Annotated in this window: 16 protein-coding genes and 1 pseudogene; 9 read left to right on the top strand and 8 right to left on the bottom strand. The window is 71.1% G+C overall.

The genetic code is table 11. The features are described 5' to 3' along the window. Positions 1-408: 408 nt before the first annotated feature. From GT042_RS02255 to GT042_RS02265, 3 genes and pseudogenes are all read right to left on the bottom strand, one after another. Positions 409-1,419: pseudogene (locus GT042_RS02255) on the bottom strand (AI-2E family transporter); the annotation flags it as partial. A gap of 81 nt (positions 1,420-1,500) precedes the next feature. Then, on the bottom strand, positions 1,501-2,457 hold the full coding sequence (locus tag GT042_RS02260) for a pirin family protein (RefSeq protein ID WP_161307009.1): 957 nt from the start codon (positions 2,455-2,457) through the stop codon (positions 1,501-1,503). Between the two features lie 157 nt (positions 2,458-2,614). Continuing rightward, a complete protein-coding gene (locus tag GT042_RS02265; protein ID WP_161307010.1) occupies positions 2,615-3,100 on the bottom strand; it encodes an SseB family protein in 486 nt (161 codons plus the stop codon). A gap of 236 nt (positions 3,101-3,336) precedes the next feature. On the opposite strand from GT042_RS02265, the gene GT042_RS02270 reads away from it, so the two are divergent. The 3 genes from GT042_RS02270 (at position 3,337) to GT042_RS02280 (ending at position 7,035) form a co-directional block, all read left to right on the top strand. Then, positions 3,337-5,163 (top strand): acyl-CoA dehydrogenase, encoded by a 1,827-nt coding sequence (locus tag GT042_RS02270; RefSeq protein ID WP_161307011.1) that lies wholly within the window; start codon positions 3,337-3,339, stop codon positions 5,161-5,163. 239 nt (positions 5,164-5,402) lie between these two features. After that, positions 5,403-6,701, top strand: coding sequence for a M18 family aminopeptidase (locus GT042_RS02275; RefSeq protein ID WP_161307012.1), 1,299 nt, complete (start codon positions 5,403-5,405; stop codon positions 6,699-6,701). 118 nt (positions 6,702-6,819) lie between these two features. Further along, on the top strand, positions 6,820-7,035 hold the full coding sequence (locus GT042_RS02280) for a DUF6458 family protein (RefSeq protein ID WP_161307013.1): 216 nt from the start codon (positions 6,820-6,822) through the stop codon (positions 7,033-7,035). A 76-nt stretch (positions 7,036-7,111) separates the two neighbouring features. On the opposite strand, the gene GT042_RS02285 is transcribed toward GT042_RS02280, so the two are convergent. Continuing rightward, complete coding sequence (locus GT042_RS02285) at positions 7,112-8,959, bottom strand: NHL domain-containing thioredoxin family protein (RefSeq protein WP_161307014.1); 1,848 nt, start codon at positions 8,957-8,959, stop codon at positions 7,112-7,114. Between the two features lie 69 nt (positions 8,960-9,028). Here GT042_RS02285 and GT042_RS02290 point away from each other — a divergent pair, with 69 nt between their 5' ends. From GT042_RS02290 to GT042_RS02300, 3 genes are all read left to right on the top strand, one after another. After that, positions 9,029-9,730, top strand: a complete 702-nt coding sequence (locus GT042_RS02290) for a phosphotransferase (protein ID WP_161307015.1) — start codon at positions 9,029-9,031, stop codon at positions 9,728-9,730. A 9-nt stretch (positions 9,731-9,739) separates the two neighbouring features. Then, on the top strand, positions 9,740-10,237 hold the full coding sequence (locus GT042_RS02295; RefSeq protein ID WP_161307016.1) for an LURP-one-related family protein: 498 nt from the start codon (positions 9,740-9,742) through the stop codon (positions 10,235-10,237). A 305-nt stretch (positions 10,238-10,542) separates the two neighbouring features. Continuing rightward, a complete protein-coding gene (locus tag GT042_RS02300) occupies positions 10,543-11,373 on the top strand; it encodes a pentapeptide repeat-containing protein (protein ID WP_161307017.1) in 831 nt (276 codons plus the stop codon). Between the two features lie 6 nt (positions 11,374-11,379). Here GT042_RS02300 and GT042_RS02305 read toward each other — a convergent pair whose 3' ends face one another. Beyond that, positions 11,380-12,189, bottom strand: a complete 810-nt coding sequence (locus GT042_RS02305) for a carbon-nitrogen family hydrolase (RefSeq protein ID WP_161307018.1) — start codon at positions 12,187-12,189, stop codon at positions 11,380-11,382. A 173-nt stretch (positions 12,190-12,362) separates the two neighbouring features. On the opposite strand from GT042_RS02305, the gene GT042_RS02310 reads away from it, so the two are divergent. Further along, positions 12,363-13,187 carry a maleylpyruvate isomerase family mycothiol-dependent enzyme gene (locus GT042_RS02310; protein WP_161307019.1) on the top strand — a complete coding sequence of 275 codons (825 nt, stop codon included), beginning with the start codon at positions 12,363-12,365 and terminating at the stop codon, positions 13,185-13,187. A 104-nt stretch (positions 13,188-13,291) separates the two neighbouring features. Here the strand turns inward: GT042_RS02310 and GT042_RS02315 are convergent, their stop codons facing one another. Next, a complete protein-coding gene (locus tag GT042_RS02315; protein ID WP_161307020.1) occupies positions 13,292-14,593 on the bottom strand; it encodes an MFS transporter in 1,302 nt (433 codons plus the stop codon). Further along, entirely contained in the window at positions 14,590-15,276 is a 687-nt protein-coding gene (locus GT042_RS02320; protein ID WP_161307021.1) for a GntR family transcriptional regulator, read from the bottom strand. The genes GT042_RS02315 and GT042_RS02320 overlap by 4 nt, the downstream gene beginning before the upstream one ends. Before the next feature lie 252 nt (positions 15,277-15,528). Between GT042_RS02320 and GT042_RS02325 the strand changes: the two genes are divergently transcribed. Together GT042_RS02325 and GT042_RS02330 are read left to right on the top strand one after the other, a co-directional pair. After that, positions 15,529-16,461: a serine hydrolase gene (locus GT042_RS02325; RefSeq protein ID WP_202532248.1), complete on the top strand. Its 933-nt coding sequence runs from the start codon at positions 15,529-15,531 to the stop codon at positions 16,459-16,461. A 114-nt stretch (positions 16,462-16,575) separates the two neighbouring features. After that, positions 16,576-17,199, top strand: coding sequence for a GNAT family N-acetyltransferase (locus GT042_RS02330; RefSeq protein WP_161307022.1), 624 nt, complete (start codon positions 16,576-16,578; stop codon positions 17,197-17,199). 92 nt (positions 17,200-17,291) lie between these two features. On the opposite strand, the gene GT042_RS02335 is transcribed toward GT042_RS02330, so the two are convergent. Continuing rightward, positions 17,292-18,749, bottom strand: coding sequence for a dihydrolipoamide acetyltransferase family protein (locus tag GT042_RS02335; protein WP_161307023.1), 1,458 nt, complete (start codon positions 18,747-18,749; stop codon positions 17,292-17,294). Positions 18,750-18,759 lie beyond the last annotated feature (10 nt).

Below are 18,759 nucleotides of genomic sequence, written 5' to 3' on the forward strand. Positions count from 1 at the left end.
CGCTTTGTCCTCAATCGCCGGACGGGCTTGACGGGCGCCCCCGCCCCCCGTCACGGAACGCGGCCTACGGCCGCGCGTTGTCCTCAATCGCCGGACGGGCTTGATAGGCCCCCCACATCACCGGCTCCGCCGACCCCCACGCCCCCACCTGAGCCGCCACCGCCGCCCCAAGCCACGGAGCGTCGCACCCGCAGATTCCCGACCGGGGGCACCCACACCAAGCCCGTCCGGCGATTGAGGACGAGGTGGGGTCGCAGGCCGCGTCGGATCAGCCGTGGATTCCTCACCGGGGGAGCCCACCCCACGCGCGTCCGGCGGCGTGTCAGGGTCCTCCGGGGGCGGCGGGGCGCCGCCGGAGGGGGGCTCCGGGGGTGGGCCCCCGGGGCCCATTCGGAGGCGGGCCTCCGAGAGGACCCCCAGCGCCGCCGCGGTTAGCGGCACCGCCAACAGCGTCCCCAGAATCCCCGCCGTCCCCGCCCCCGCGGTAATCGCCAGAAGGATCACCGCCGGATGCATCTGCACCGTACGGCTCTGGATCAAGGGCTGGAGCAAGTGCCCCTCCACCGCCTCCACCACGATCAGCACCGCCAGCACCCACAACCCGATGACCACGCCACGGTCGGCAAGCGCGACCAGCACCGCGACCGAGCCGGAGAGCAGCGCCCCGACGAACGGCACGTACGCGCCCACGAACACCAGCGCGCCCAGCCCGATCGCCCCCGGCACCCGCAGGATCAGCAGCCCCACCGTGATGCACACCGCGTCGATCAGCGCGATCAGCGACGTCCCGTGCATGAACCCCGCCACCGCCCGGAACGCGTGCCGGGCCATCGCCTCGGCCGTCTCCCCCGTCGACGCCGGCGCCAGTGAACGGAACGCCCGCGCGATCCGCTCCCCGTCCCGCAGGAAGAAGAAGATCAGCAGCAGCGCCAGCACCGCCGTGGCGATCAGCTCCGCCACCACGCTGATCCCGTTGACCACCTCGGACGCCGCGGTCGCCCCGTACCGCGAGAGCAGCGACTTCGCGTTCTTCGCGAGGTCGTCCAGCGACGCCCCCGCGAACCCGAAGTGCTCCGAGAGCGTCTTCGCCGCGTCCCGTACCGACGACACGATCTGGTTCCCGTTGTCGACGAGCGCGTTGACGACGATGTACCCCGCCCCGCCGACCACCACCACGACACACAGGCACGTCAGGAAGGCCGCGACCGACCGGTTCACCCTCAGCCTGACGAGCCACCCGTACACAGGACCCAGCAGCGCCGTGCCGAGAATGGCGAGCAGCACCGGCGTCACGACCGCCTTGAGCGTCAGCGACAGCCAGATCACCACCGCCCCCACCGCGGCGGCCAGCACGATCACCCCGCACCAGGCGGCGAACCGCGAGGCACCCCGGGGCAGCAGCGGTGACGGCGAGGGCATCTTCACCCGCCCACCCGACCACGCCGCCCCCCGGTCCGGCGGGCTGACGCGCCCGCCGGACCCGAGGCCGGAAGAGCCTGCTTACTGCACGTGCGGGACCGGCACGGTCCCCAGCCGGCCCGCCTGGAAGTCGTCGAACGCCTGCTTCAGCTCCGCCTGGCTGTTCATCACGAACGGCCCGTAGTGCGCCATCGGCTCACGGATCGGACGCCCGCCGAGCAGCACGACCTCCAGGTCCGGGGTGTTCGAGTCCTGCGACTCGTCCGCCCGTACGGTCAGCGAACCGCCCGCCCCGAACACCGCGGTCTGCCCGGTGTGGACCGGCCGCCGGTCCGTACCGACCGCGCCGCGCCCCGCCAGGACGTACGCGATCCCGTTGAAGTCCTCGCGCCACGGCAGCGTGATCTCCGCGCCGGGCCGCAGTGTCGCGTGGACCATCGTGATCGGCGTGTGCGTGATGCCGGGGCCCTCGTGGCCGTCCAGCTCGCCCGCGATCACCCGGAGCAGCGCACCGCCGTCGTGCGAGGTGAGCAGCTGCACCTGGCCGCCGCGGATGTCCTGGTAGCGGGGGTTCATCATCTTGTCCGCCGCCGGCAGGTTCACCCACAGCTGGAGGCCGTGGAACAGGCCGCCCGACATCACCAGCGACTCCGGCGGCGTCTCGATGTGCAGCAGGCCGGAGCCCGCCGTCATCCACTGCGTGTCGCCGTTCATGATCGTCCCGCCGCCACCGTTGCTGTCCTGGTGGATGAAGGTGCCGTCGATGATGTAGGTCACGGTCTCGAAGCCGCGGTGCGGGTGCCACGGGGTCCCCTTGGGCTCGCCCGGCGCGTAGTCCACCTCACCCATCTGGTCCATCATGATGAACGGGTCGAGATGGGTGTAGTTGATCCCCGCGAACGCGCGGCGCACCGGGAAGCCCTCTCCCTCGAAGCCGCCGGGCGCCGTCGAGACGGCGAGTACGGGACGGGCCACGGCGTCGGCGGGGGCAGCGACGCGCGGCAGGGTCAGCGGGTTTTCGACGGTCACTGCGGGCATGAGGTCCTCCTCGATGAAGTCAACGCTCAATTTAGTTGAACGGTGAACATCTGGCAAGGCGCGCTTCATTCCCGGGCGTGCGCGCACCTGTGGCCGGGCACGCGAAAGGGCCCGTACCGCGTCGGTACGGGCCCTCGGCGCAGGCCGGGTCGAGCCCTCAGCCGTACATCCGCCTCATCGCGAAGTCCACCATCTGCTCGACCGCCTTGGCGTCGAACACCATCCGGTGGTCCCCCTCCATGTCGAGCACGAAGCCGTACCCCGTCGGCAGCAGGTCGATCACCTCCGCGCCCGTGATCACGAAGTACTTCGACTCCTTGCCCGCGTACCGCCGCAGCTCCTTGAGCGTGCTGAACATCGGGATCACCGGCTGCTGCGTGTTGTGCAGCGCCAGGAACCCCGGATTGTCGCCGCGCGGACAGTAGACCTTCGACGTCGCGAAGATCTGCTGGAAGTCCTCGGCCGACAGCGACCCCGTCGTGAACGCCCGCACGGCGTCACCCAGCGACGGAGGTGATGGTTCCGGATACAGGGGCTGCTCGCCGTACCCGCCGACACCGACACCGCCCATCGGCTGCTGCGGCTGCTGCTGCGGGTGCGCGTACTGCTGCTGAGCGCCCGGGGTCTGGTCGTAGCCGTACATGACCGCAAGAGTACTGAGAATCAGCGCCCGCAGGGGCCGGGTCCGCCTCCGGATGCCCCTCGATGCTCCCCGGCGCCTCCCGGGTGCTCCCGGGCGCCCCCCGACGCCCCCCGGTGGACCTCGTCACAGAAGCCCGGACGGGGTTGCATCTTATTACCCATGGGTAGCATCATCGGAGCTACTAACTGGTACATGTCTGAGGAATCCGCCTCCCCGAGCCTTACGGAGCAGTCGCCATGGGGCACTACAAGTCGAATCTCCGCGACATCGAGTTCAACCTCTTCGAGGTCCTCGGGCGCGACAAGCTCTACGGCACGGGTCCGTTCGCGGAGATGGACGTGGAGACGGCGAAGAGCGTCCTCGGCGAGATCGCCCGCCTGGCGGAGAACGATCTGGCCGCGTCCTTCGCCGAGGCCGACCGCACCCCGCCCGTCTTCGACCCGGAGACCCACACCGCCCCGGTCCCCGCGGCCTTCAAGAAGAGCTACCAGGCGTTCATGGACGCCGAGTACTGGCGGCTGGGCCTGCCCGAGGAGATCGGCGGCACGACGGCCCCCCGCTCCCTGATCTGGGCGTACGCGGAGCTGGTGCTGGGCGCCAACCCGGCGGTGTGGATGTACGCGTCGGGCCCGGCCTTCGCCGGCATCCTCTTCGAGGAGGGCAACGAGGCCCAGAAGAAGGTCGCCTCGCTCGCCGTCGAGCGGCAGTGGGCGTCCACGATGGTCCTCACCGAGCCGGACGCGGGCTCGGACGTCGGCGCGGGCCGCACGAAGGCGGTCCAGCAGGACGACGGCACGTGGCACATCGAGGGCGTGAAGCGCTTCATCACGTCCGGCGAGCACGACATGTCGGAGAACATCCTCCACTACGTCCTCGCCCGCCCCGAGGGCGCGGGACCCGGCACGAAGGGCCTGTCCCTCTTCCTCGTACCGAAGTACGAGTTCGACTGGGAGACCGGCGAGCTGGGCGAGCGCAACGGCGTGAAGGCCACGAACGTCGAGCACAAGATGGGCCTCAAGGCCTCCAACACCTGCGAGATGACCTTCGGCGACGGCCGCCCCGCGCGGGGCTGGCTCATCGGCGACAAGCACGACGGCATCCGCCAGATGTTCCGCATCATCGAGTTCGCCCGGATGATGGTCGGCACGAAGGCCATCGCCACGCTCTCCACCGGCTACCTGAACGCGCTGGAGTACGCCAAGGAGCGCGTCCAGGGCCCCGACCTCGCGCAGTTCATGGACAAGGCCGCGCCCAAGGTCACCATCACGCACCACCCGGACGTGCGCCGCTCGCTCATGACGCAGAAGGCGTACGCGGAAGGCATGCGGGCCCTCGTCATGTACACCGCGTCGGTGCAGGACGAGATCGCCCTCAAGGAGGCCGCGGGCGAGGACGTGAAGGCGCTCGCCGGGCTCAACGACCTGCTGCTGCCGATCGTGAAGGGGTACGGCTCCGAGCGGTCGTACGAACAGCTCGCGCAGTCGCTCCAGACGTTCGGCGGCTCCGGCTACCTCCAGGAGTACCCGGTCGAGCAGTACATCCGGGACGCCAAGATCGACACCCTCTACGAGGGCACCACCGCCATCCAGGGCCAGGACTTCTTCTTCCGGAAGATCGTCCGCGACCAGGGCCAGGCGCTGAACACCCTCGCCGAGGAGATCAAGAAGTTCCTCGCCGTCTCCACGGGCGGTACGGACCTGGCGCCGGCCAGGGACGCGCTCGCCAAGGCCGCCGTCGACCTGGAGGCGATCGTCGGCCGGATGCTGGCGGACCTCACGGCCACCGGCGAGGACGTCGCGAACATCTACAAGGTCGGCCTCAACACCACCCGCCTGCTGATGGTCTCGGGTGACGTGGTCGTCGCGTACCTGCTGCTGCGCGGCGCGGCCGTGGCGGCGGAGAAGCTGGAGACGGCGGCGGCGAAGGACGTGGCGTTCTACCAGGGCAAGATCGCGGCGGCGAAGTTCTTCGCGGCGAACGTGCTGCCCGGGGTGTCGGCGCAGCGCACGCTGGCGGAGTCGGTGGACAACTCGCTGATGGAGCTGCCCGAGTCGGCGTTCTGAGCGCACCGGGTCACACCCGGCGGACCGACCACTGACCACCGATCGATCACCGACCACAGGACGCTTCCCCCAGGGATTTCGGGGGGAGCGTCCTGCGGCGTGTCCGGGGTCCTCCCGCCGCTCGCGACCGGCCGCCCGGGCCGGCGTGCGCCCCCTCCCCACCCCGTGCCGTCCCCGCATTCCCCCCGTAACAACCTGTGGCGATCCCACTGTCACGCCCCGTCGTTATGGTGAACCCCATGAGCACTTCCGCCCGCTTCGACCGCGGCCACACCGACGACCTCATGTCCTTCCTCGCGGCGAGCCCTTCGCCGTACCACGCGGTGGCCAACGCCGCGGAGCGGTTGGAGAAGGCCGGGTTTCGGCAGGTGGCGGAGACGGACGCCTGGGACGGGGCGACGGGTGGGAAGTTCGTCCTGCGCGGCGGTGCGATCATCGCCTGGTACGTACCGGAGGACGCCCTGCCGCACACCCCCTTCCGGATCGTCGGCGCCCACACCGACTCGCCGAACCTGCGGGTCAAGCCCCTTCCCGACACCGGTTCGTACGGCTGGCGGCAGATCGCCGTCGAGATCTACGGCGGGACGCTGCTCAACACCTGGCTCGACCGGGACCTAGGGCTGGCGGGCCGTATCACCCTGCGCGACGGCTCGAACCGGCTCGTGAACGTCGACCGCGCGCTGCTGCGGGTCCCCCAACTCGCCGTCCACCTGGACCGGTCGGCGAACACGGACGGCCTCAAGCTCGACAGACAGCGCCACATGCAGCCGATCTGGGGGCTCGGCCGGCCCGAGGAGGGCGACCTGATCCGCTTCGTGGCGGAGGAGACCGGCGTCGAGGCGGACGACATCACCGGCTGGGACCTCATGCCGCACGCCATCGAACGCCCCTCGTACCTGGGCCGCGACGAGGAGCTGGTGGCGGGGCCGCGGATGGACAACCTCCTGTCCGTGCACGCGGCGACGGCCGCCCTCGCCGCGGTCGCCGGCCCCGGCGGCGGCGCGCTCCCGCACATCCCCGTCCTCGCCGCCTTCGACCACGAGGAGAACGGCTCACAGTCGGACACCGGCGCGGACGGCCCGCTGCTCGGCACGGTCCTGGAGCGCTCGGTGCTCTCCCGGGGCGGTACGTACGAGGACCGGGCGCGGGCCTTCGCCGGTACGGTCTGCCTGTCGTCGGACACGGGCCACGCCGTGCACCCCAACTACGGCGACCGCCACGACCCGACGCACAAGCCCCGCCCCAACGGCGGCCCGATCCTCAAGGTCAACGTCAACATGCGGTACGCGACGGACGGCAGCGGCCGGGCGGTGTTCGCGGCGGCCTGCGAGAGGGCGGGGGTGCCGTGGCAGTCGTTCGTCTCCAACAACTCGATGCCGTGCGGCACGACGATCGGCCCGATCACCGCGGCCCGGCACGGCATCCAGACGGTCGACATCGGCGTGGCGATCCTGTCGATGCACAGCGCCCGCGAACTGTGCGGCGCGGACGACCCGTACATGCTGGCCAACACGCTGGTCGCCTTCCTGGAGACCTGATCCCGGAAGCCCCACGGGGAAGCCGAACTTCCGCCCCCGCATGGCTGTTCCGGACCGGGGTACCCGAGGCACAGGCCCGTAACGGCCAACTGTCAACGGTCAACAGGAGGCGGAAGTCATGGGCATCGGCGGATGTATCGCACTGATCGGCGTGGGAGCCATCCTCACGTTCGCGACCGACTGGCACTCCGACAGCGTGAACCTCGACCTGGTCGGCCTGATCATGATGGCGGTGGGCATCATCGGCATAGCCACCTTCACCAGCATCGCCCGCCGCAGGCGCGCCGTCGTCGCCCCCACGGTGGTCCAACAGGACGACCGCAGGGGTTTCTGACACCTGTCTCCGGTCCGGTGGACAGCTAAGGCCCGGACCGGACGCGTGTGTCCGCTCAGGCGGCTGTTGTGTCCGCTCAGGCGGTCGTCTCCGGGGGGTCCGTGTCCATTCCTGCCAGGACCAGGGCGAGGCGGGAGGTGCCGGCCGTGGTTACGTGGATCGGGACGCCCCAGTCCTGTTGGTGGACGTGGCAGGCCGGGTACTCGTTCGACGGGTCGTCGTCGCAGGACGCGGCCATCGCGGAGACGTGCAGGACGCCTTCCGTGGCGTCGTCGGCCAGGAGCAGGGCCCGGTGGAGGTCCGTGCCGGCGCCGGAGCCCTCTGCCAGGAGTTCGGGCGGGGTCGAGGAGACCAGCAGGCGGGTCGACGGGCCGTAGCGGGTGTCGAGTTTCTGGCCCGACGGGGCAGTGAAGACGATGTCCAACCGCAGTGCGCCCGGCGCCACTTCGGTGGCCGCACGCTGGGTGCGGTGGGCGACGGACTCGACCCGTACCGCCTCGTCGGGCAGCCGCAGCCGGGTCAGCCGGTGGCGCGCGGACTCCACCACCACGATGTCCTCGCCCACCAGCACGGCGGCGGAGGGCTCGCGCAGGTCCGTGGCGAGCGTCGTCACCTCACCCGTCGCGGGGTCGAAGCGGCGCAGGGCGTGGTTGTACGTGTCCGACACCGCGACGGAGCCGTCCGGCAGCGCGGTGACCCCCAACGGGTGCTGGAGCAGGGCCTGTTCGGCGGGGCCGTCGCGGTGGCCGAAGTCGAAGAGGCCCGTTCCCACGGCGGTGTGCACGGTGAAGTCCTCCGGCTCCGTGGTCCGTTCCACGTAGCGCAGCGCGCTCGTCTCCGAGTCCGCCACCCACAGCCGGTCCCCCGCCGCCGCGAGACCCGACGGCTGCGCGAACCACGCCTCCGCCGCGGGGCCGTCCACCAGCCCCTCGTTGGTCGTGCCGGCCGCGACCTCGACCGTCCCGGTGGCCGGGTCGTACGTCCACAGCTGGTGCACGCCGGCCATCGCGATCCACACCCGGTCCGCCCACCACGCCACGTCCCACGGCGACGAGAGGTCGACCTCCAGGGCGGGCCCCGAGGTCGGGGACCCCTGCCACCACTGCCGCCCCGTCCCGGCGACGGTCCTGATCTCGCCGCTGACCGGGTCGTACGTACGCAGCGCGTGGTTCACGGTGTCGGCGACGACCACCGTGCCGTCGGGCAGCAGCGCCAGCCCCTGCGGCTCGCTGAACGAATCCGGTCCGAACCCGCGCCCGCCGGTCCCGATCCGCCGTACGACGGTCTCGCCGTCCGGCTCCAGCTCCACCAGCTGGTGGCGGGTGGAGTCGGACACGAGGAAGTTCCCGCTCCCCGGCAGCACGACCGCCTTCCCGGGGAACCGCAGATCCGTGGCCACGGCCTCGGGCGCCACGTACGGCCCGTCCCCGCGCCGCAGCGTCCCCTTGGCCGCGTGCTCGGCCTCCAGCTCCTCCACGAGCTTCTCGATGGCGTGCGCGTGCCCCTCGCCCGCGTGCTGCGCGACGACGTACCCCTCGGGATCGATCACGACCAGCGTCGGCCACGCCCGCACGGCGTACTGCTTCCAGGTCGCCAGCTCGGGATCGTCCAGGACCGGGTGGTGCACCTCGTACCGCTCGACGGCGTCGACCACCGCCTGGTGCTCGGCCTCGTGCACGAACTTCGGCGAGTGCACCCCGATGATCACCACCGTGTCCCGGTGCTTCTCCTCCAGCTCCCGCAGCTCGTCCAGGACGTGCAGGCAGTTGATGCAGCAGAACGTCCAGAAATCGAGTACGACGATACGTCCCCGCAGGTCGGCGAGGGTGTAGGAGGTGTCACCCGTATTCAGCCAGCCACCCTTCCCGACCAGCTCGGGAGCGCGGACACGGACACGGCGCGGGGCCGGGGAAGCAGCGTTCATGTGTCAAGGGTGCCATTTCGGCCCGGGACCCTCTCGACCGGGAGGCCGGGCGCCGCTTACCTTCTCGGGATGCGAACTGGGGAGCTGCTGGGGACGGGCAGAAGCGCGGACGTGTACGCGTACGGCGAGGGGTGGGTGCTGCGGCGCTACCGGGTCGGGCTGGACGCCGGCCCCGAGGCGGTGGTCATGGGGCATCTGCGGGAGCACGGCTATCCGGTGCCGCGCGTCCGGCCGCCCCGGCCCGAAGTGCCCCGCGAGCTGGTGATGGAGCGGCTGTCGGGGCCGACGATGCTGGAGACACTGGCGCACGGCGGGACCACTCCCGAGGCGGCGGGGGCGCAACTGGCCGGGCTGCTGCGGCGGCTGCACGCGGTGCCCGCACGCGTCGGGGCGCGGCCCGGGGACCGGGTGCTGCACCTCGACCTCCACCCGGACAACGTGATGCTCACCCCGGGCGGGCCCGTGGTGATCGACTGGAGCAACACCGAGGAGGGCGCGCCCGGCCTCGACCTGGCGATGTCCGCGCTCATCCTGGCGCAGGTGGCGGTGAGCGACGCGCCCCTGGCCGACGGCGCGGGGGCGGGGCTGGTGGCGCTGCTGCGGGCCGCGGGGCCGGTGGCGGATGATGCTGGGGAGCCCTTCGAGGACCTCCTCCTGGACGTACGGGAGCGGCGCGCCGCCAATCCCACCCTCTCCGACGCCGAACGGGAACAACTGGACGAGGCGGTGACTCTGGTGCGTCACCGGTACGACGCAGTGGTCCCCGGGTAGGCGTTCCGCATGAAATATCTCGTACGCGACAAGATCTTCGCGATCGGTGACGACTACTGGATCGAGGACGAGGACGGCCGCAAGGCCTTCCTCGTCGACGGCAAGGCGCTGCGGCTCCGCGACACGCTGGAGCTCAAGGACACCGACGGGCGGGTGCTGATCACGCTGCGGCAGAAGCTGGTCAGCCTGCGGGACACGATGACGCTGGAGCGGGACGGCGAGACCCTCGCGACCATCCGCAAGAAGCGGCTGTCGCTCCTGCGCAACCACTACCGGGTGAGCCTCGCCGACGGCTCCGACCTGGAGGTCAGCGGCCGGATCCTGGACCGGGAGTTCGCGGTCGAGTACGACGGCGAACTGCTGGCGGACATCTCGCGCCGCTGGCTGCGGGTACGGGAGACGTACGGCGTGGAGGTCGTACGGGACGACTCGGACCACGCCCTGCTCCTCGCGGTGGCGGTGTGCGTGATCCGGATGGCGGAGAAGGAGCGGGAGGGCGAGGACTGAGAAGCCGCCGCGCCGTTCGAAGAACGGTGGCGGTGGCGGTGGCGGTGGCGTTGCCGGTGACTGATCGGCGAACGGAGCCGAAGTCGCTGCGGTGGAGCAGGAGTTCGGGGTCGAATGGCGGCATGCCTCCTACACCTGCCCGTCCTGCGCCTGCCCGTCGCCCGCGGTTGCGCCGTACGACCCGTCTCGCTGCCCGGACTCCTGCCGGCCCGGGTACGAGCTCCGCCCGGCCTCCGCGGACCGCCCCCGAGGGTGAGGAACGGCATGGGGGCCTGGACTGGGCGCGCAAGCTTGAGCTGTCCACCGTGGTGATCGCCGCGGTCGTGGCGGTGGCGGGGCTCTGGTACTCCAGCGATCAGGCCCGCGACGACCGGGCGCTGGCCAAAGAGGGGCAGATCACCGACCGGTACACCGCCGCGGTCGGAAACCTCGGCAGCGACAAGACGGACGTGCCGCTGGGCGGCATCTACGCCTTGCAGCGGATCATGCAGGACTCCCGCCGCGACCATCCCACCATCGCCAATGTCCTCGCCACCTACATCCGCACCCACGCGGCGAAGCCCGCGCCGAGGAGCCAGGACGTCACGGCCGACATCCAGGCCGCCCTCACCGTCCTCGCCACCCGCGACCCGGCGCACGACGGCGCCTTCCGCCCGGACCTCCGTGACGCCAAGCTCGACAGCGTCGAACTCGGCTCAGAAAGCCTGGTGTCACCGGCGGCTCTCGGCGGTGCGGACCTGACCGGCGCGGACCTGGGCAGCGCGTTCCTGAGCGGTGCGAACCTGCGCGACGCGAATCTGAGCCTGGCGCAGATGACCTACGCGGACCTGAGGAGGGCGGACCTGAGGGACGCGGACCTGAGCAGCACGTTCCTGGACGGTGCGGACCTGCCCGGTGCGAACCTGTCCGGCGCGGACATGACCAGTACGAAGTTGGGCGAGGCGGACCTGCGCGGCGCGAACCTCCGCGGCGCGAACCTCCGCGGCGCCGACCTGGACGACGCGGATCTGCGCGGTGCGGACCTCCGCGGTGCGAACCTGCGCTTCACGAGCCTGCGCGGCACGGACCTGCGCGGTGCCAAGAACGTGACGACGGCCGACTCGACCTACGTGAACAGCGGGACGCGGCTGCCGTAGAACGGCTCAGTCGCGTGCCGGCGGGGCCGCCAGGCCCAGCCGGCGGTCCTTCAGCGCCGGGAACTGCTCGCGCGTCACCGCCACCCGCGCCGGGTCCAGCTCGACCGTCAGGACCTCCTCGTCGTCCCCCGCCTCGGCCAGCACCTCGCCCCACGGGTCCACGACCACGCTGTGCCCCGCCTGCTCCACGCCCGCGTGGGTCCCGGCGGTCCCGCAGGCCAGGACGTACGACTGGTTCTCCACCGCGCGGGCCCTCGCCAGCAGCGACCAGTGCGCGCGCCGCCGCGCGGGCCAGCCGGCCGGGACGACGAGCACCTGCGCGCCCGCGTCGACCAGACCCCGGAAGAGCTCGGGGAAGCGCAGGTCGTAGCAGGTGGCGAGGCCGATCGTGGTGTCGGGGAGCGCCACCGTGACCAGTTCGGCGCCCGCGTCCATCAGCGTCGCCTCGCCCTTGTCGAAGCCGAAGCGGTGGATCTTGCGGTACGTACGGACCAGCTCGCCGGCGGGGGAGATGACCAGCGAGGTGTTGAAGAGGCGGTCGGAACCCCCGTCCCGGACCCGCTCCACGATCGACCCCGCGTGCAGCCAGACCCCCGCGTCACGCGCCGCCGCCGACATCGCCTCGAACGTCGGGCCGTCCGGCGTTTCCGCCTCCACGGCAAAAAGTTCGTACGCGAATGCCCCCATGGGCCACAGTTCCGGCAGCACCACCAGGTCCGCGCCGCGCTGTTCCCGTACCAGCGCCGCCACCCGCCCCCTGCGGGATTCGACCGATTCGTCCGGGTCTACTGCGATCTGGAGGAGAGAGGCGCGCACAGTACCACCGTCCTGGCATTCGAGCCGTCAACACGGGCCTACGATCGTCACACGAAAGCACTGCCGGGGTGCCATCGGGCAGCGTAACTTAGCTGCCGAGCCTCCCACGCAGCCCGCAGACCGCAGCCAGCAAGCAAGCCAGCCCGCGTACCGCAGAACCGCCGAGGGGTCCCGTGACCGTCCATCCCAGCCTTCAAACCTACGCCGATGCCTGGACCCATTCCATCGAGGCCATAGTCGAGCTGGTGCAGCCGCTCGTCGAGGGCGAATGGAACTGGCGCACACCGTGCCCCGCCTGGTCCGTACGCGATGTCGTCTCGCATGTCATCGGCATGGAATCTGAAATGCTCGGGGACCCACGTCCGATCCACTCCCTGCCGCGTGATCTCTACCATGTGCAGACCGAGTTCGCCCGGTACATGGAGATGCAGGTCGACGTGCGGCGGCACCACACCGCGCCGGAGATGACCGCCGAGCTGGAGTACACGATCATCCGCCGCAACCGTCAGCTGCGGAACGAGACGCGCTCGCCCGACACGATGGTCCGGGCCCCTCTGGGCAAGGAGCAGACCCTCGAAACCGCCCTGCGCGGGCGGGCGTTCGACGTCTGGGTCCATGAGCAGGATCTCCGTACGACCCTGAACCGGCCGGGCAACCTCGACTCCCCCGGCGCCCACGTGACCCGCGACGCGCTGCTGGCCGCGTTGCCGAAGGTCGTCGCCAAGGACGCGGGCCTGCCGCCCAATTCGGCGGTGGTCATCGATGTGCACGGCCCGCTGGAGTTCCTGCGGACGGTCCGGGTGGACGGGGACGGCCGCGGCTCGATCGACGGCTCGCCCTCGCTCGGCCCGCTGGTGTCGCTGGCGCTGGACTGGGAGACGTACTACCGGCTGGCGTGCGGCCGGGTGCGGTACAACGCGGTGGCGGACCGCGTGAAGATCGACGGTGACCAGGAGCTGGCGGCGGCGATCCTGCGCGAGTTCGCGGTCACGCGCTAGCGGTTCGGGGCAGTCGGCCCGCGAGGCCCCGCACGCCTCACGCGGCCGCGGTCACGCCCCGGCCTCACGCCGCCGTGGTCACGCCCGGCCTCAGGCGGCCACGCTCACGCCGGTACGTGCACGGCCTCCACCCGGCTCGCCACCAGCCGCTCCCGCTCCCGCCGTTGCGTACGCGCCCGCAGGCGCAGGATCTGTACCACGCCGAGCGCTTCGAGGACGAAGACGGACGAGAAGGCGATCCGGTAGTCGCCGTCGGTCGCGTCCAGCAGGACGCCGACGGCGAGCAGCGTGAACATCGAGGCGACAAAACCGCCCATGTTGACGATTCCGGAGGCCGTGCCCTGACGCTCGGGCGGGTTCGCGGGGCGGGCGAAGTCGAAGCCGATCATCGACGCGGGGCCGCAGGCGCCGAGGACCACGCAGAGCGTGATCAGCAGCCACACCGGCGCGTGCGCGCCCGGGTACGCGAGGGTCGCCGCCCACAGCACCGCCGTCGCGCCGACCGTCCCGAGGGCGAGCGGGATCCTGGCCTCGTGGTGGCGGCCGATGACCTGCCCGTACACCAGCCCGACGACCATGTTGGAGAGCACGACGAGGGTCAGCAGTTCGCCGGCGGAGGCGCGGGACATGCCCTGCGCCTCCACCAGGAACGGCATGCCCCAGAGCAGCAGGAAGATCATCGCGGGGAACTGCCCGGTGAAGTGCACCCACAGCCCGAGGCGGGTGCCCGGCTCACGCCAGGACTCGGCTATCTGCTTGCGCACGTAGGCCGTTCCGGCGTGCTGGGAGGGCGGCGGCTCATGGCCCTCCGGGTGGTCCTTGAGGAACAGGAGCAGCAGCACGAGGACCACCACCCCCGCCAGCGAACTGCCCGCGAAGGTCGTGGTCCAGCCGAGGCCGTGCAGGGTGCGGGAGATGAAGACGGTGGAGACGAGGTTGCCGGCCATCCCGAAGAACGCGGCGACCTGCGCGATCATCGGCCCGCGCCGGGCGGGGAACCACCGGGTGCCGAGCCGCAGGACGCTGATGAACGTCATCGCGTCGCCGCAGCCGAGCAGGGCGCGCGAGGCGAGGGCCGTGCCGTACGACGTCGAGAACGCGAAGCCCAGCTGGCCGACGGTGAAGAGGACCACGCCGAACGTCAGCATCCGCTTCGTGCCGACCCGGTCGACCAGGAGGCCGACGGGTATCTGCATGCCCGCGTACACGAGAAGCTGGAGGATCGAGAAGGTCGAGAGGGCGGAGGCGTTGACGTCGAAACGTTCCGCCGCGTCGAGTCCCGCGACCCCCAGGCTCGTACGGAAGATGACGGCGACGAAGTAGACCGCGACGCCGATGCCCCAGACGCCCAGGGCGCGGCGCCCGCCCGGTGGGTCGCCCGGCAGGCCGACGGCGGCGGCGCTCACCGGTCCTCACCCCTGACCAGCACCTTGACGCGGCTCACATGGCGGCGGATGCTCCGCGCGGCGCCCTCGGCGTCGCCGGACCTGACGGCGTCGAGGAGTTCGGCGTGCTCCTCGATGCTCTTGGCGACCCGCTCGGGGTGGGCCTCCAGCACGGCCACGCCCATCCGCAACTGCCGGTCCCTGAGCTGGTCGTAGAGCTTCGACAGGATCTCGTTGCCCGCGTAGCGCACGATCTCCGCGTGGAAGCAGCGGTCGGTGACGGCGAAGGCGGCGAGGTCGCCGATCCTGGCCTTCTCGCGCTGCTCCTCCAGCACTTCTTCCAGCCTGGCGATCAGCCGGGCGGAGGCGGGGACCGCTTTCCGTACGGCGAACTCCTCGACCAGCAGCCGCGTTTCGACGACGTCGGCGATCTCCTGGACGGAGACGGCGAGGACGAGCGCGCCCTTCTTGGGGTAGAGCTTGATCAGTCCCTCCACCTCCAGCTTGAGCAGCGCTTCCCTGACCGGGGTACGGGACACCCCGACGGCCTCGGCGAGTTCGCCCTCGGTGAGGAGGGTGCCGCCCTCGTAGCGGCGGTCGAGGACGGCCTGCTTGATGTGGCTGTAGACACGGTCGGCGGCGGGCGGCTGCTTGACGGGGGACTGCACGACAGGGGACTGGTCGACGGGGGCGGCGGAAGGCATGCGCACAGCTTAGATACAACAGAGGTGCAACAGAACCTCCGTCCGCATGGCGGACCGCGCCGGGCCCCGGCCCGACGCCGATCCCAGCCCCTCGCCGCCCCCCGCCGCCCCCCGCCGAACATCAAACATTCGCAAACTCGTGCGCCTCGTACATCCCTGGGGGATCCTCAGGAGTCTTACGTCCGGACCCCTCTTTCCGGAGGGCCCGCACACTTCGCTTGTCACCGCATTCGCGAACTCGGAGCGTTTCCTTTGATATCCACCCTCCCGGGCATACGCAGGGCCGCCGTGGTCGCTCTCAGCGCCGGTCTCCTGCTGGCCGCCTCACCCCTGGCCTCCTCCGCGCAGGCCGCCGCCAAACCGACGGTCGGCGGCAAGGGCGCCTTCCTGCTGAACAACTCGTCCAGCGCCACGGTCTTCAGCAAGGCCCCCGACACCAAGCGCCAGATGGCCAGCACCACGAAGATCATGACGGCCGCCGTGGTGCTGAGCACCAAGGGCGTCGACCTCAACAAGAAGGTCACCGTCAAGCAGGCGTACCGCGACTACGTGACGAAGGAAGGCGCGAGCACCGCCGACCTGAGGACCGGCGACAAGGTGACGGTCCGCCAGCTGCTGTACGGGACGATGCTGCCCTCCGGCTGCGACGCGGCGTACGCGCTGGCCGACACGTACGGCACGGGAACCACCGTCGCCGCCCGGAAGAAGTCGTTCATCTCGAAGATGAACGCGAAGGCCAAGTCGCTCGGCCTCAAGAACACCAAGTTCGACTCGTTCGACGGCATCTCGGCGGGCGGCAACAACTACACGACCCCGCGCGACCTCGCGAAGATCGCGCAGTACGCGATGAAGAACAGCAACTTCCGCGCCGTCGTGAAGGCGACGAAGTACGTGGCCCCGGCGACGACGAGCACGGGCAAGAAGCGCACGTACACCTGGTACAACACGAACAAGCTCCTCGGCTCCTACAAGGGCGCCATCGGCATCAAGACGGGCACCGGCACCGCCGCGGGCCCCTGCCTGGTCTTCGCCGCCACCCGTGGCAGCAAGACGCTGGTGGGTGTGGTCCTGAACGGCTCGGACCGTTACGCGGACGCCGCGAAGCTGCTCGACTACGGCTTCGGCACGAAGACCGCCAAGACGATGAAGCTGCGCACGCTGCCGGCCTCCGCCCAGCAGGACTGACCGCGCGGCACGGCTGATTGACCGGGGCGCCGATCCACTGATCGCGAACCGGTACGAAGGGGGCGGGGCCACGACGGTGGCCCCGCCCCCTCCTGACGAAGAGGGATGACCGGAATGCCGAACATATCCGTCGTGCGGGCGGACGAGACCGACGCGGACGAGGTGACGGCGGTCCTCTCGGCCGGGTTCCACCAGGACCCCGTGAGCGGCTGGATCTTCCCGGACGAGGCCGACCGCGTACGGCTGCACCCGCCGTTCTTCCGCCCCTTCGTGGAGCTGACGCTCGCCGAGGGCGCGATCTGGACGACCCCCGACCGCGCGGCGGTGGCGCTCTGGCTGCCGGTCGACGTCACGGCGCACGGCGACGGGCCGGACCTCAGGTCGCTGTACGAGCCCCTCCTCGGCGCGTACCACGCGGAGCGGATCGGGGCGTTCGACACCCGGTCCTCGGCCAACCACCCGACCCACACGAACCACCAGTACCTGCCGTTCGTCGCCGTACGGCCGGAGCGGCTGGGCGAGGGGCTCGGTACGGCCCTGCTGACCGACCGCCTCGCCGACCTCGACCGGCAGGGCGTGCCGTCGTACCTGGAAGCGAGCAACGAGCGCAGCGCGAAGCTGTACGCGCGCCTGGGCTACGCCCACCTGGACGTCACCACCGATCTGCCGGGCGGACCCACGCTGTACCCGATGTGGCGCGATCCGGCGCGCCGAGAGGCCGACGAGCCGACGAACTGAACGCATACGGACAGCTGATCGCATACGGACAGCGGAAAGCGGGCCGCGGACGTCGAACGTCCGCGGCCCGCCCGTGTTCCGGTGCCGTGCCGTCAGGCCCAGGTGATCAGCCGCTTGGGCTGTTCCAGGATCGCGGCGATGTCCGCCAGGACCTTGGAGCCCAGCTCCCCGTCGATCAGGCGGTGGTCGAAGGACAGCGCCAGGGTGGTGACCTGACGGGCCTTGACCTTGCCCTTGTGCACCCAGGGCTGGAGCTTGATCGCGCCGACGGCGAGGATCGCCGACTCGCCCGGGTTGAGGATAGGCGTACCGGTGTCCACGCCGAAGACCCCGACGTTGGTGATGGTCACCGTGCCGCCCTGCATCGCCACCGGCGTCGTCCGGCCCTCGCGGGCCGTGGACACCAGGTCGCCCAGCGCGGCGGCCAGTTGGGGCAGGGTCTTGTCGTGCGCGTCCTTGATGTTCGGGACGAGCAGACCGCGCGGGGTCGCGGCGGCGATGCCCAGGTTCACGTAGTGCTTGACCACGATCTCCTGGCGCGCCTCGTCCCAGGCCGCGTTCACCTCGGGGTGGCGCTTGATCGCGACGAGCAGGGCCTTGGCGATGAGGAGCAGCGGGTTGACCCGCACGCCCGCCATCTCCTTGTCGGCCTTCAGCTCCTCGACCAGCTTCATCGTGCGGGTCACGTCGACGGTGACGAACTCCGTGACGTGCGGCGCGGTGAACGCGCTGCCCACCATGGCCGCCGCCGTGGCCTTCCGTACCCCCTTGATGGGGATACGGGTCTCCCGCGCGCCGGCCGCCGGGAGAGGGGCCGCCACCGGAGCGGCGGCGGGTACGGGCGCGGGCACCTGGACGGGCTCGGCCGGCGCGGTCGCCGCGTGGACGTCCTCGCGGGTGATCACGCCGTCGGGCCCGGTCGGGGTGACCGTCGCCAGGTCCACCCCGAGGTCCTTGGCGAGCTTGCGCACGGGCGGCTTGGCCAGCGGCCGGGTCCGCGCGGGCTCCTGGACCGGTACGGCCGGCGCGGTCGCGTAGCCGTTCATCTCCGCCTGTACGGCGGCGGCGGCCGCCCCCTGCCCGGGGACGGAAGCGGCGGGGCCCCGGCGGGCGCGGCGCTTGGTCGACGCCTCGGCGACGCCGTACCCGACGAGGACGGGCGTACGGCCGGCAGAGGCGGCGGTACCGGTCCCGGCGGAGGCGGAGCCCGTGGCGGAAGAGCCCGCGTCGGAAACGGGCGCCGAAGCCTCCGGGGCCGACGGAGCCACCGGCTCCGCCCCCCCGCTCCCCGGCGCCACGTCCACCGTGATGATGGACTCCCCGACATCGACGGTCGTGCCCTCGGCGAAGCGCAGCTCGTGCACCACCCCGTCGTACGGGATGGGCAGTTCGACCGCCGCCTTCGCGGTCTCGACCTCGCACACCACCTGGCCGTCGGTGACGACGTCACCGGGCTGGACGTACCACTTGAGGATCTCGGCCTCGGTGAGTCCCTCGCCCACGTCGGGCATCTTGAACTCGCGATAGCGCGTGGACGTGTCAGCAGTCATGGTCACGGCA

The sequence above is a fragment of the Streptomyces sp. SID3212 genome, assembly GCF_009865405.1.
In the GTDB taxonomy this organism is placed as follows: domain Bacteria; phylum Actinomycetota; class Actinomycetes; order Streptomycetales; family Streptomycetaceae; genus Streptomyces.

What these genes read in the sequence shown, in the direction of transcription:
- GT042_RS02260 (WP_161307009.1), bottom strand. Translation starts at nt 2,457, where the DNA reads ATGCCCGCAGTGACCGTCGAAAACCCGCTGACCCTGCCGCGCGTCGCT.
- GT042_RS02265 (WP_161307010.1), bottom strand. Translation starts at nt 3,100, where the DNA reads ATGTACGGCTACGACCAGACCCCGGGCGCTCAGCAGCAGTACGCGCAC.
- GT042_RS02270 (WP_161307011.1), top strand. Translation starts at nt 3,337, where the DNA reads ATGGGGCACTACAAGTCGAATCTCCGCGACATCGAGTTCAACCTCTTC.
- GT042_RS02275 (WP_161307012.1), top strand. Translation starts at nt 5,403, where the DNA reads ATGAGCACTTCCGCCCGCTTCGACCGCGGCCACACCGACGACCTCATG.
- GT042_RS02280 (WP_161307013.1), top strand. Translation starts at nt 6,820, where the DNA reads ATGGGCATCGGCGGATGTATCGCACTGATCGGCGTGGGAGCCATCCTC.
- GT042_RS02285 (WP_161307014.1), bottom strand. Translation starts at nt 8,959, where the DNA reads ATGAACGCTGCTTCCCCGGCCCCGCGCCGTGTCCGTGTCCGCGCTCCC.
- GT042_RS02290 (WP_161307015.1), top strand. Translation starts at nt 9,029, where the DNA reads ATGCGAACTGGGGAGCTGCTGGGGACGGGCAGAAGCGCGGACGTGTAC.
- GT042_RS02295 (WP_161307016.1), top strand. Translation starts at nt 9,740, where the DNA reads ATGAAATATCTCGTACGCGACAAGATCTTCGCGATCGGTGACGACTAC.
- GT042_RS02320 (WP_161307021.1), bottom strand. Translation starts at nt 15,276, where the DNA reads ATGCCTTCCGCCGCCCCCGTCGACCAGTCCCCTGTCGTGCAGTCCCCC.
- GT042_RS02330 (WP_161307022.1), top strand. Translation starts at nt 16,576, where the DNA reads ATGCCGAACATATCCGTCGTGCGGGCGGACGAGACCGACGCGGACGAG.
- GT042_RS02335 (WP_161307023.1), bottom strand. Translation starts at nt 18,749, where the DNA reads ATGACTGCTGACACGTCCACGCGCTATCGCGAGTTCAAGATGCCCGAC.